The sequence below is a fragment of the Sphingomonas sp. AOB5 genome (assembly GCF_029433115.1).
Lineage (GTDB): Bacteria > Pseudomonadota > Alphaproteobacteria > Sphingomonadales > Sphingomonadaceae > Sphingomonas.
Genome location: NZ_JARNTV010000084.1, coordinates 1 through 12,950, shown reverse-complemented (window position 1 = coordinate 12,950; position 12,950 = coordinate 1). Strand labels below are relative to the sequence as shown.

The 12,950-nt window shown below is 65.4% G+C and carries 12 protein-coding genes; 6 read left to right on the top strand and 6 right to left on the bottom strand.

Features of this window, described 5'->3' with window-relative positions; all coding sequences use genetic code 11:
* From P1X14_RS20300 to P1X14_RS20275, 6 genes are all read right to left on the bottom strand, one after another.
* Positions 1–258 (bottom strand): translation initiation factor IF-2 associated domain-containing protein (locus P1X14_RS20300; protein ID WP_277317240.1); only part of this gene is annotated, 258 nt, incomplete at its 3' end.
* An 8-nt stretch (positions 259–266) separates the two neighbouring features.
* The gene (locus tag P1X14_RS20295; RefSeq protein WP_277317241.1) at positions 267–950 is read right to left on the bottom strand and encodes a DUF448 domain-containing protein; all 684 of its coding nucleotides are present in this window, start codon (positions 948–950) and stop codon (positions 267–269) included.
* Between the two features lie 67 nt (positions 951–1,017).
* On the bottom strand, positions 1,018–2,643 hold the full coding sequence (nusA, locus tag P1X14_RS20290; RefSeq protein ID WP_277317239.1) for a transcription termination factor NusA: 1,626 nt from the start codon (positions 2,641–2,643) through the stop codon (positions 1,018–1,020).
* A gap of 5 nt (positions 2,644–2,648) precedes the next feature.
* Positions 2,649–3,191 (bottom strand): ribosome maturation protein RimP, encoded by a 543-nt coding sequence (rimP, locus tag P1X14_RS20285; RefSeq protein ID WP_277317238.1) that lies wholly within the window; start codon positions 3,189–3,191, stop codon positions 2,649–2,651.
* 421 nt (positions 3,192–3,612) lie between these two features.
* A complete protein-coding gene (locus P1X14_RS20280; protein WP_277317237.1) occupies positions 3,613–5,472 on the bottom strand; it encodes a S9 family peptidase in 1,860 nt (619 codons plus the stop codon).
* A gap of 120 nt (positions 5,473–5,592) precedes the next feature.
* Positions 5,593–7,530 (bottom strand): S9 family peptidase, encoded by a 1,938-nt coding sequence (locus P1X14_RS20275; protein WP_277317236.1) that lies wholly within the window; start codon positions 7,528–7,530, stop codon positions 5,593–5,595.
* Between the two features lie 82 nt (positions 7,531–7,612).
* Between P1X14_RS20275 and P1X14_RS20270 the strand changes: the two genes are divergently transcribed.
* The 6 genes from P1X14_RS20270 to pnp form a co-directional block, all read left to right on the top strand.
* A complete protein-coding gene (locus P1X14_RS20270) occupies positions 7,613–8,197 on the top strand; it encodes a thymidine kinase (protein ID WP_277317235.1) in 585 nt (194 codons plus the stop codon).
* Positions 8,198–8,260: 63 nt separating this feature from the next.
* Positions 8,261–8,653 (top strand): DUF6491 family protein, encoded by a 393-nt coding sequence (locus tag P1X14_RS20265; protein WP_277317234.1) that lies wholly within the window; start codon positions 8,261–8,263, stop codon positions 8,651–8,653.
* Between the two features lie 62 nt (positions 8,654–8,715).
* Positions 8,716–9,396 (top strand): site-2 protease family protein, encoded by a 681-nt coding sequence (locus P1X14_RS20260; RefSeq protein WP_277317233.1) that lies wholly within the window; start codon positions 8,716–8,718, stop codon positions 9,394–9,396.
* Positions 9,397–9,406: 10 nt separating this feature from the next.
* Positions 9,407–10,315, top strand: coding sequence for a tRNA pseudouridine(55) synthase TruB (gene truB, locus P1X14_RS20255; protein WP_277317232.1), 909 nt, complete (start codon positions 9,407–9,409; stop codon positions 10,313–10,315).
* A gap of 20 nt (positions 10,316–10,335) precedes the next feature.
* Positions 10,336–10,605, top strand: a complete 270-nt coding sequence (gene rpsO / locus P1X14_RS20250) for a 30S ribosomal protein S15 (protein ID WP_277317231.1) — start codon at positions 10,336–10,338, stop codon at positions 10,603–10,605.
* Positions 10,606–10,759: 154 nt separating this feature from the next.
* Positions 10,760–12,950 (top strand): polyribonucleotide nucleotidyltransferase (gene pnp, locus P1X14_RS20245; RefSeq protein WP_277317230.1); only part of this gene is annotated, 2,191 nt, incomplete at its 3' end.

The window sequence follows — 12,950 nt, the reverse complement described above, 5'->3', positions numbered from 1 at the left end:
AGGGGCCGAGGGGCGCGGCGCGGGGGCAGGTGCCGGGGCGGGTGCAGGCGCGGCGACAGGCTCAGGGGCAGCCTCGACCACCTCGTCCTGAACACGGTCCTGCGGGCCGAGGATACGGCGGCGCTTCACTTCGACCACGACGGTGTTCGAACGGCCATGGCTGAAGCTCTGCTTCACCTTGCCCGTCTCGACCGTGCGCTTGAGGCCCAGCGGCGCGCGCATGCCCAGTTTCGGCTTTTCGTTTTCGTTGTCGCTCATGCGCTCGCTCAAAGTCCTTCGGTCAATTCATCATGGTCGTCCGGCGTCCCGTCGTGCGGAAGCGCCGATGCGCCTTGCGAGAGAGTTTCGCAAGGTGCGGAGAGGGATTCGGGTCCGATAAAGTGCAGCCAGCGGTCGAGCGCTTCGCTCACCCGCTTCGCCGCCCGGGCGTCGGTAAGGCCGGCATGTACCACATTTTCGCGGCCAAGCGACAATGACAATATGGTGCGCGGGATGGGCAATGTTAAGCCCTTCAGCCCCGAACCTTCCGCATCGCGGCCGACGCGCCACGCCTGGGCGAGCTTGCCCGCACCATCCGCGCTCGCATCGGACGCATGCAACAGCAGGTGCAGCTTGCCCGAACGCGCCGCCTTGTCGAGCTTTTCGCCGCCGGTAACGACCGCGCCCGTCCTGGACTCCAGCCCCAGCCGGTCGAGCGCGTTGCGCTGAAGCTGGGTGGCGATGCGTTCGCCCAGATCGTCGGGGATGCGGATATCATTCGTCTTGAACGCGCGGGCCAGCGCACCCTTCAGCTTGCCCTTGGCCTGCGCCGCCTCAAGCTCGCTGCGGGTCACGCCGATCCACGCGCCACGGCCGGGGGCCTTGGCGCGGATATCGGGCAGCACTTCGCCGTCGGGAGAAAGGACCAGCCGGATCAGTTGGTCGCGCGCTTCCCTGTCGCCCGAAAGTATGCACTTCCGGACGGCACCATCAGCAGTATCGGCCGCGGCGTTAGCGTCGGGGGTTAGCCGGCGAGTATCATTGCTCGGAGTCCGCAACAGCGTCCTCCGCACCGGCTGCAGGAGCCGGCTCTTCGTCCGCGAACCAGTGCGCGCGGGCTGCCATGATGATCTCGTTGCCCTGCTCGTCGCTCAGGCCGTACTCGGCGAGCACGCCGCCCTTGTGCTCGGGGCGCTTGGGAGCGTCCTCGTTGCGGCGGCGCGGCTCGGCACGCTTCTTTTCGACCAGCTCGTCGGTGGCGAGATCGGCCAGATCGTCGAGCGTCTTGATGCCCGCCTTGCCCAGCGTGACCAGCATCGCTTCGGTCATATAGGGCATGGTCGCCAGATCGTCCTCGACGCCCAGTTCGCGACGCAGGGTGCGGTTGGCTTCCTCGCGGCGCTCGAGCGCTTCCTGTGCGCGGTTCTGCAGCTCGGCGCCCAGATCCTCGTCGAACCCTTCGATCTCGGCGATTTCCGAGAGATCGACATAGGCGACTTCCTCGAGCGAGCCGAAGCCTTCGGCGACCAGCAGCTGGGCCAGCGTCTCGTCCACGTCCAGCTCGTTCTGGAACATCTCGCTGTTCTGGACGAATTCCTTCTGGCGCTTCTCGCTGGCGTCGGCCTCGGTCAGGATGTCGATCGCCTTGCCGGTCAGCTGCGAGGCCAGACGGACATTCTGGCCGCGGCGGCCGATGGCGAGCGACAGCTGATCGTCGGGGACGACCACTTCGATGCGGTCATCCTCTTCGTCGATCACGACGCGGCTGACATTCGCGGGCTGAAGCGCGTTCACCACGAAGGTGGCGATATCGGGCGACCAGGGAATGATGTCGATCTTCTCGCCCTGCATTTCCTGCACGACGGCCTGAACGCGGCTGCCCTTCATGCCGACGCAGGCGCCGACCGGATCGATGCCGCCGTCATGCGAAATGACGCCGATCTTTGCGCGCGAACCGGGATCGCGGGCCGCGGCCTTGATCTCGATGATGCCGTCATAGATTTCGGGCACTTCCTGCGCGAACAGCTTCTTCATGAACTCGGGATGCGCGCGGCTCAGGAAGATCTGCGGGCCGCGGTTCTCGCGGCGCACGTTCAGGATGATCGAGCGGACGCGATCGCCGACGCGGACGATTTCGCGCGGGATCTGCTGGTCGCGGCGGATGACGCCCTCGGCGCGGCCCAGATCGACCACGATGTGGCCGAACTCGACGCGCTTCACCACGCCGGTGATGATCTCGTTGACGCGATCCTTGAACTCTTCGTGCTGGCGCTCGCGCTCGGCGTCGCGGACCTTCTGGAAGATGATCTGCTTCGACGCCTGGGCCTGGATGCGGCCGAATTCGATCGGGGGCAGCGGATCGACGATGAAGTCGCCGATCGCGGCGTCCTTCTGGAGCTTCTGCGCGCCCTTGAGGTCGACCTGCTTGAAATAGTCGTCCACGGCCTCGACCACTTCGACGACGCGCCACAGGCGGAGATCGCCGGTGTTCGGATCGAGCTTCGCGCGGATGTCGTTCTCGATGCCATAGCGGTTCTTGGCGGCGCGCTGGATCGCGTCCTCCATCGCCTCGATGACGATGGCCTTGTCGATCAGCTTTTCCTTGGCGACCGAATCGGCGATTGCGATCAGCTCGGCCTTGTTGGCGGAAATGGCGGTGGCCATCGTGCTTACCCTTCTACTTCGATGATCTTGTCCGCACCCTCGGCAGAGAGCGGAGCGGTTGCGGCAATGAGTTTGTCGGTCATGGCGAGCTTGGCGTCTTCGATCAGGTCGAAGGGAACGCTGTGCTGCACTTCCTGCGCGTCGACGATGAGGACGTTGCGGTCGGCAATGCCGGCCAGGTCGCCCTTGAACTGTTTGCGGCCGTCCAGCTTCTCGGACAGCGTGATGCGGCCTTCATGGCCCTTCCAGTCCTCGAAATCCTGGAGGCGGGTCAGCGGGCGATCTATGCCCGGCGAGCTGACTTCGAGGCGGTAGGCGTAGTCGATCGGGTCCTTGCCCTTCGCTTCCAGCGCGTCGAACACGTCCGAGATGCGGCGCGACAGATCGGCACAATCGTCGATCGTCAGCTGGCGCGTGTCGGGACGCTCGGCCATCACCTGCAGGGTCGGATCGCTGTTCCCGCCGAACATCTTGACGCGCACGAGGTCCAGCCCGAGCGCCTTGGCTTCGGGTTCGATCAGCGCAGTCAGTGCGGCGAGGTTCGCCATGCGGGTCCTTCGGATACGAATATGCGCCTTCGCTCACCGGACCCTGTCGGGACCGGCTCGGCATGTTTGACGATGTCGAGAAAGCAGGGGCGATATACGTCGGCGGGTGCGATTGGGCAAGGGGTTAGCGTGCAGCTTGTTCCAGTTGCGATGACCTTGCGGTTCGCGCATCATCGTCAATGCATCGCGAATGGACCCCGGCCTTCGCTGGGAACGGCTGGAAGCAGGGAGGTGGCGTGACATTCTATCAGCGACCTTTGCGACAGATCGGACTGGGCGTCGGGGCGCGGTGGTGGCCATGCTGTTGTCCGGCAAGGTCGAGGCGGCTGCGTTCGCCTTCATGTTCGTGGCCGGCGTGGCGCTCTTTCAGGTCTATTGGAACGCACTGAAAGAGGGGCCGGAGGCCTGATCGGTCCGCGGTTCAGGACGGATTATGCCGGTCCAGGAACGCACCCACCCGGTTGAGGAAGTCGATTTCGTTGGCGGGTGTCCCCAACTGATGGGTCTCGCCGGGATAGCTGACATATTCGTGATCGCGGCCGAGTTTCGTCAGCGCTTCATGCATGCGCAGCGACTGGTCCGCGGGCACGGTATCGTCGGCGGTGCCATGCGCGATCATCAGCGGGATGCGGACACGTGCCGCCTGCTGGAGCGGCGAGATCGAGGCGAGCGGGAAGCTCGGATCGCCCTGCACGCGTCCCTGCCAATGGCGAAACTCGCGATTGCTGTCGAAGGTCGGGCGGTCATATTCCAGTTGGCCGGCAATGTCGGACACGCCGGCATAGCTGATCGCGCAGCGGTACAGCTCCGGATTGCGGATCGTGGCCCACATCGCCGCATAGCCGCCGAACGATGCGCCCATGATGCACACGCGGCCGGGATCGATCATGCCGCGCGCGGCGAGCCATTTCACGCCGTCGTCGATATCGTCCTGCATCGCGCGGCCCCATTGGCCGTCGCCCTTTTCCTCATAGGCGCGGCCAAAGCCGGTCGAGCCGCGAAAATTGGGTTGGAGCACGGCATAGCCCTTTGCCGCGAGGAACTGGACCCAGGCGTCGTAATTCATCGCGTCGCGCGCGAACGGGCCGCCATGGGGCATGACGATCAGCGGCAGCCCTTTGGGATCGCGACCGGGCGGCAAGGTGAGGTAGCCGGGGATTTCGAGACCGTCGCGCGCGGTGTAGCGGACCGGCGTCACCACCGCGAGCCGCTTGTCCGCCAGCGCGGCGCGGGGCCGGACGAACAGGGTGGCGCGGCCCGAGGTGCGTTCGAACACATACCATGCCCCGGCATCCTCGCCGGTGCTGCTCCACACCAGGGCGCGCGGATCGCTGGTCGACAGGATCTGGTTGCGGCGGCCGGGCAGGGCGGCGTCGATCCGCTTCTGCAGGCTCTTGTGCGCGGGATCGAGCCAGATCGTCTCCTCGCGGTCGCCGGTATAGAGCACACCCAGCAGCCGTCCGTCGGGCGCGGCCTGAAAGCCGTCCAGGTCGACGCGGGCATTCTCGAACACCAGTTCGCCCAGCCGGTCGCCGGTGAAATCGTAGCGATAGAGGGCGAAGCGGCCCTTGCCGCCATCGGCGATGGCATAGCCGCGGTCGCTGCCCTGTACCGGCACGATCTGGTCGATCTCGACCCCGCCATTGCCGCCGCGCGGGGCGCGGACGAATTTCTGGCCGTCTCCGGCGCGATAGAGCAGCGAGCGGCGGCCGCCGTCATAGGCGATCCCGGCGCGGACCACGCCGGCGCTGTCGGCATGCCAGCTGCGGACATTGGCCTGCGGCTTCACGATGCGGGTGGCGGTGCCGGTGGCGAGATCGATGCGATAGACGGCGGGCAGGTTTTCGCTGCCGCTCAGCAGCAGGAAGCGCCCGTCGCGATCGACATGGAGGATCTCGCCGCCCTGCGCGATCGGGGTCTGGCGGCCGGTCACGACGTCGTGGATCAGCAAGCGGTGGCGGCGGCCCTCGGTCAGGCCGAGGATCAGGCGACCGCTCCCCGCCCATCGGTAGAAATCGAGGATCTGTCCGGCGGGCAGGCCGACCGGTGCGGCGCGATGTTCAGGGGTGGTGACGTCTGCCAGCACCAGCATCGGCACGCCCTGAACCAGCCCGCGCGCGGCGATATGCGCGCCGTCGGGCGACAGCATCGGTTCGGACAGGAGCGGCGCCGCGCCAAGATCGGCTGCGCTCGGCACCTCGGACGGATCGCGGGCAATCGCCGCGCCACTCAGCAACAGGGCGCAGACGGCCAGCGCCGCGCCGAAAACACCACGATTCATGGACTGGCCCCCGCCAAACCCTAAGCCATGGAGAATGCCAGACCTTCGCGGCCATGCAAGCTCGGGCTACCCCGTATCGCGAGCGTTCCGACTTCAGCGTAACGATTGCGAACGCGGCCGCTATTGCGCCGGATTGTGCCTGTCGAGAAAGGCGGCGACGCGGTTCAGGAAATCGGTGGCGTTGGCGATGTCCTCCAGATCATGGCCCTCGCCCTTATACTCGACATAGTCGGGTTTGCGGCCGGCCTTCACCAGCGCATCGCGCAGACGGCGGGATTGATAGACGGGGACGTTATCGTCCTCGGTACCGTGGCCGATCAGGATCGGCACGGTCATCCGTGCCGCTGCGTTCAGCGGCGAGATCAGGCCGAGGTCGAAATCCTTCTCGCCCTGCACCTTCTCACGCCAGTTGCGGAAATAGCGCCGGGCGACGAACGCCGATCGATCGTAGCGCAGCATCGATCCGACATCGGAAATCCCGGCAAAGCTGATCGCGCAGCGATAGAGTTCGGGATTGCGCGCCGCGGCCCACATTGCGGCATAGCCGCCGTAGGAAGCGCCCATGATACAGACGCGCTTCGGGTCGATGGTGCCTTCGCCCGCCAGCCATTTCACGCCGTCGTCGATATCGTCCTGCATGCCGCGGCCCCATTGGCCGCTGCCCCTTTCGACAAAGGCGCGGCCGAAGCCGGTCGAGCCGCGGAAATTGGGTTGCAGCACCACATAGCCGCGCGAGGCGAGGAACTGCGCCCAGGAATCGAAGTCGCCGGTATCGCGCACGAACGGCCCGCCATGCGGCATCACCACCAGCGGCAGCCCCTTGGGGTCACGGCCTGCGGGCAGCGTCAGATAGCCGCGGATTTCCAGCCCGTCGCGCGCGGCATATTGCACCGGACGCACCGGCGAGAGCTGCTTGCCCTCGAGCGCCGGATGGGTCGTGGCGATCGGCTGCAGCTGGTTGAGCGTGCGGTCGTAGAAATAATAGAAGCCGGGCGCGTTGCCCGAGCGGCTCAGGATCAGCATGCGGGTCTTGTCGGCGCTGACCGAGGCGATCCAGTTGGTCGCGCCGGGCAGGGTGCGGTCGAGCCTTACCTGCACTGCCTTCAGTTCGGGATCGAGCCACATGGTCCCGTCGCGGTCATCGGTGAAGGACACGCCCAGCAGCGCGTCGTTCGCACCGGTGATCGCATTGTCCATATCCACCCGCGGATGTTCATAGACCAGTTCGCCGAGCGTGGCCGCCTTGAAGTCATAGCGATAGAGGGCGAGGCGACCGTTCGCGCCGTTCGCCACGGCATAGCCGAGATCGCTGCCCGCCACCGTCATGAACTGTTGCGCGCCGTCGTCGGCATCATTGTGCTTGCGGCGGAGCACCCGCTTGAACGGCGACGTCGCGTCGGGCCGGTAAAGCATCCACCACGCATCCGGATCTCCCCCGGTACCGACGCGCACCACGCCGCTGGAATCGGAATACCAGTCCCACACGCCATCCTGCGCGGGGACCACGATCTTGAGCCCACCGGTCGCCAGATCGACGCGGTAGACCGAGGGATAGGAGAAGATATTGGCCTGGGTGTTGAGCAGCACGAACTTCCCGTCGCGATCGATATGGAGCAGGTCGTCGCCGATGAAGCCCTGTGTGCTGGGCCCCAGCACGCGGTTCTGGCCGGTGGCGAGATCGATCATGATGAGCCGGCGGATGCGGACCTCTTCGCCGTCCATCCGATCCACCCGGCTGAGGCTGAGCAGCAGGCGGGTATTGCCGGCCCAGCGAACCCAGGCGAGCCGGTTGCCATCGGGCACCGGTATCTGCCCGACGGGCCGGCCGGGCGCGTCGAGGTTGATCATCACCACCGCCTGTTTGCCGCGGACGGCGCGGTGGCCGACGATATGCTTGCCATCGGGCGACAGCGATGGGCCGTGGAAGGCGGAAGGGGCTGCGAAATCCGCGGCGCTCGGCACCGCGCCTTGCGCGGCAGGCGCGGACTGGGCAAGCGCCGGTGTGCCGGAGGCGAGCAGAAGCGCTGCCAGCCATGCGCCGAGTTGCTTCAGAATCATCGATACGCCCCCTGTCCCCGGCACAGGGATGGCCGGGCAGGGCGGGGTCGCGCAAGTCGGTTTCTGTCGGTAATGACCGCCAATGGCCAAGCTCTATTTCTACTATGCCTCGATGAATGCGGGCAAATCGACCACGCTGCTGCAGGCCGATTTCAACTATCGCGAGCGGGGGATGCGCACCCTGTTGTTCACCGCCGGAGTGCATGACCGCGGCGGCAGGGGGGTGATCGATTCGCGGATCGGGCTGAAGGCCGATGCGATCCCGTTCGAGGCCGAGACCGATCTGCGGGTGATCGCCGAGGAAGAGCATTTCAAGGCGACCCTGGCGTGCGTGCTGGTGGACGAATCGCAGTTCCTGTCGGGCGAGCAGGTGCGCCAGCTGGCCCATCTGGCCGATGAAGTGGGCATACCGGTGCTCTGCTATGGCCTGCGCACCGATTTCCAGGGGGTGTTGTTCCCCGGCAGTGCCGCGCTGCTGGCGCTGGCCGACGCGCTCATCGAGATCAAGTCGGTGTGCGAATGCGGGCGCAAGGCGACGATGAACCTGCGCGTCGACAGCGAGGGCAATGCGATCCGCGAAGGCGAGCAGAAGGAAATCGGCGGGAACGAGCGCTATGTGGCCCTGTGCCGCCGGCACTTCATGCAGCGTACAGGTAGCGTGGCCTAGGGTCGCTTCGCGACGTAGCGGGACAAGGTGTCGCTTCGCGACGGGGGGAAATGAGGTAACGCCATGACCAGAATTTTCTTTGCCGCCATCATCCCCGCACTACTGGCAGCGGGCGCCGCATCGGCGCAGACCCCCGGCCCCAAATCGGGCCAGCAGGCCGAGATCCTGTTCGCCTCGCATGGCGGGATCCGCACCTTCACGCCCGACCGCAACGGGCAGGGCGTCTACCTGCAGGATCGCCGCAGCAACTGGTATTATGCCAGCCTTGCCGGGCCGTGCATGGACCTGCCCTATGCGCTGCGGATCGGCTACCGGACCTTCGGCGGATCGAGCAGCCTGTCGCGCGGCGATACGATCATCGCCGGGAACGAGCAGTGCCGGATCATGAGCCTGGTGCACAGCGGCCCGCCGCCCAAGAAGGAACGCAAGCCGCGCCCGGTGAAGAAGCAGGGCTGACCCTAGCGGTCGCTGCCTAGGCGCACTAAGTGACACCCGGATTTTGCGGGGAGTGAGGGCGCTTGGGCGACCTGGTTTATTCGGTTTCGGTTTGGGTGATCCCGCTCGTCTTCGCGATCGTGTTTCACGAGATTTCGCATGGCTGGGTCGCGAACCTGCTCGGCGATCCCACCGCGGCGCAACTTGGGCGCCTCAGCCCCAATCCGATTCGGCATGTCGATCCGTTCGGCACGGTCGTGTTGCCGCTGGTGCTGGCGGTGAGTGGTGCGCCGGTATTCGGCTGGGCCAAGCCGGTGCCGGTGATCGCCCAGCGGCTGCGCAATCCGCGGATTGACATGATGCTGGTCGCACTCGCGGGGCCGCTTTCGAACCTGCTCATGGCGGTGCTTGCGACGATCGCACTGACCTTCTCGGGGCTCGAGTCCGGGGTCGAACCGGTCGGCTTCCACGCCTTCGTGGTCGACAATCTGGTCAACTTCCTGCTGATCAACATCTTCCTGGCGGTGTTCAACCTGTTGCCGATCCCGCCCTTCGACGGCGGGCATGTGGTGGAAGGGCTGCTGCCGCGCCCGCTGGCGGCGAAATGGGCGCAGATGGCGCGCTATGCCTTTCCGGTGCTGATCATCCTGCTGGTGGTGTTGCCGATGCTGTCGCCGCAGTTGAACGTGGTCGGGCGGCTGGTTCAGCCGATCGTCTTCGCGATCGCGCGCTTCTTCCTTGGGAGTGCGGGCCTCGCGGGCTAAAGCCCGCGCGATGCATGGATGGATCATTCTCGACAAGCCATTGGGGCTGGGCTCGACGCAGGGCGTGAGCGCTGTGAAACGTGCGCTGCGCGAAGGCGGATACGGCGCAACGAAGAAGGACCTGCCCAAGGTTGGGCATGGCGGGACGCTGGACCCGCTGGCGACCGGCGTGCTGCCGATCGCGATCGGTGAAGCGACCAAGCTGGCCGGGCGGATGCTCGACAGCGACAAGGTGTATGACTTCACGATCCGCTTCGGGGTACAGACCGATACGCTCGATCTTGAGGGCAAGGCGATCGCCGAGTCCGGGGTACGGCCGTCGTTGGCGCAGATCGAAGCGGTGCTGCCGCGCTTCACCGGACCGATCGAGCAGGTGCCGCCGGCCTATTCGGCGCTGAAGGTGGATGGCGAGCGGGCCTATGATCTGGCGCGCAAGGGTGAGGAGGTGGTGCTGGCGAAGCGAGCGGTGACGATCCACGCGCTGCTGCTCCGTCATCCCGGCGACGGAATGGAGCTGGAGTCGGTCACCCTCACCGCCCATGTCTCCAAGGGCACCTATATCCGCAGCCTCGCCCGCGACATCGCCCTGGCGCTCGGCACGGTCGGCCATGTCACCATGCTACGCCGCGTGAAGGCCGGGCCGTTCACCCTGGAGTCCGCGATTTCTCTGGACAAACTGGCGGATGCCGCTAATGCGCGCACGCTTGAAGACTTACTCCTGCCGTTGAGGGCGGGGCTGGACGACATCCCGGCTCTAACCCTCACCCCCGATCAGGCAGGGCTGCTCCGCAAGGGACAGGTCTTGATCGGGATAACTGCTGACGACGGCCAATATTTTGCGCTGCTGGAGGAAACTCCCGTTGCGCTGGTGGAGGTTCAATCCGGAGAAGTCCGGGTGGTCCGCGGGTTCAACCTGTAAAAGATGTCGAAGGAAAACACATGACGATCACTGCAGAGCGCAAGGACGCGCTCATCAAGGAACATGGCCGCGCCGAAGGCGACACCGGCAGCACCGAAGTCCAGGTCGCGATCCTCACCGAGCGCATCGTCAACCTGACCGAGCACTTCAAGGGCCACGCCAAGGACAATCACTCGCGCCGCGGCCTGCTGATGATGGTCAACAAGCGCCGCTCGCTGCTCGACTATCTCAAGAAGTCGGACCACGAGCGCTACGCAGCACTCATCGCGAAGCTCGGTCTTCGCAAGTAACGCAAAGGGCGCCCTCGGGCGCCCTTTTCTCATCCCCGCCAGTTCGATGGCGGAACGACACGGGCACCGGCAATTCGGCCAGCGCCCACTGAGCCACAACCGGCTCTTCTCATAGGCCCCCGCTGCATCGGGCAGCGGGAGTGAAGGAAACAAAATGTTCAACACGAAGAAAGTAGAAATCCAGTGGGGCGGACAGACCCTCACGCTGGAAACGGGCCGCGTTGCCCGTCAGGCCGACGGCGCCATCATGGCGACGCTTGGCGAAACCGTTGTGCTCTGCGCCGTCACGGCCGCGCGCTCGGTCAAGGAAGGGCAGGATTTCTTCCCGCTCACCGTCCATTATCAGGAGAAGTATTCGGCCGCGGGACGCATCCCCGGCGGCTTCTTCAAGCGTGAGCGCGGCGCAACCGAGAAGGAGACCCTGGTCTCGCGTCTCATCGACCGTCCGATCCGCCCGCTGTTCCCGGAAGGCTTCTACAACGAGATCAACGTTATCGCTCAGGTGCTGAGCTATGACGGCGAGAACGAGCCGGACATCCTCGCGATGGTCGCCGCTTCGGCAGCGCTGACGATCTCGGGCGTGCCCTTCATGGGCCCGATCGGCGCGGCGCGCGTCGGCTATGTCGATGGCGAATACGTCCTCAACCCGACCAACACCCAGATCAAGGAAGGTGACCTCGATCTCGTCGTCGCCGCCACCGGCGACGCGGTGATGATGGTCGAATCCGAAGCCAAGGAGCTTTCGGAAGAAGTCATGCTCGGCGCCGTGCAGTTCGCCCACAAGGCGTGCCGCGAAGCCGTGAACGCGATCATCGATCTGGCCGAACAAGCCGCCAAGGATCCGTGGGAAATGGCCGCTCAGGCTGACCTGTCGGCCGCCAAGGACAAGCTCAAGAAGCTGATCGGCAAGGACATCGCCGCCGCCTATAAGGTGACCGACAAGTCCAAGCGTTCGGGCCTGCTCAACGAAGCGCGCGCCAAGGGCAAGGCTGCCTTTGCCGACGCCTCGCCGCAGGACCAGATGGCTGCCGGCAAGCTGATGAAGAAGCTGGAAGCCGAGATCGTCCGCGGCGCCATCCTGAAGGACGGCACTCGCATCGACGGCCGCTCGACCACCCAGATCCGCCCGATCGAAGCGATGGTGCATTTCCTGCCCCGCGCGCACGGTTCGGCGCTGTTCACGCGCGGCGAGACCCAGTCGATCTGCACCACCACGCTTGGCACCCGCGACGCCGAGCAGATGATCGACGGTCTGAACGGGCTCAACTACGAGCACTTCATGCTGCACTATAACTTCCCGCCCTATTCGGTCGGCGAAGTGGGCCGCTTCGGCGCTCCGGGCCGCCGCGAAGTCGGTCACGGCAAGCTGGCATGGCGCGCACTGCACCCCGTGCTGCCGTCGAAGGAAGAATTCCCCTACACGATCCGCGTTCTCTCGGACATCACCGAGTCGAACGGTTCGTCCTCGATGGCCACCGTCTGCGGCGGTTCGCTGTCGATGATGGATGCCGGCGTGCCGCTGAAGCGCCCGGTCTCGGGCATCGCGATGGGCCTGATCCTGGAAGGCAAGGACTTTGCCGTCCTGTCGGACATCCTGGGTGACGAAGATCATCTCGGCGACATGGACTTCAAGGTTGCCGGCACGTCCGAAGGCATCACCACGATGCAGATGGACATCAAGATCGCCGGCATCACCGAAGAGATCATGCGCGTCGCGCTGAGCCAGGCGAAGGAAGGCCGTGCGCACATCCTAGGCGAAATGGCCAAGGCGCTGGGCGAGACCCGCACCGAGCTGTCGGCTCATGCCCCGCGCATCGAGACGCTGACCATCGACAAGAGCAAGATCCGTGACGTCATCGGCACGGGCGGCAAGGTGATCCGCGAGATCGTGGCCACCACCGGCGCCAAGGTCGACATCGACGACGAGGGCGTGATCAAGGTTTCGTCGAGCGATCACTCGCAGATCGAAGCGGCGATCGCCTGGATCAAGGGCATCGTGGAAGAAGCCGAAGTCGGCAAGATCTACAACGGCAAGGTCGTCAACCTGGTCGATTTCGGCGCGTTCGTGAACTTCATGGGCGGCAAGGACGGTCTCGTCCACGTCTCGGAAATCAAGAACGAGCGTGTCGAGAAGGTCAGCGACGCCCTGAGCGAAGGCCAGGAAGTCAAGGTCAAGGTCCTCGAGATCGACCAGCGCGGCAAGGTTCGCCTGTCGATGCGCGTCGTCGATCAGGAGACCGGTGCCGAGCTGGAAGATACCCGCCCGGCGCGTGAACCGCGCGAAGGCGGCGACCGTGGCCCGCGCGGCGATCGTGGTGGCGACCGTCGTCGTGACGGCGGCGGCG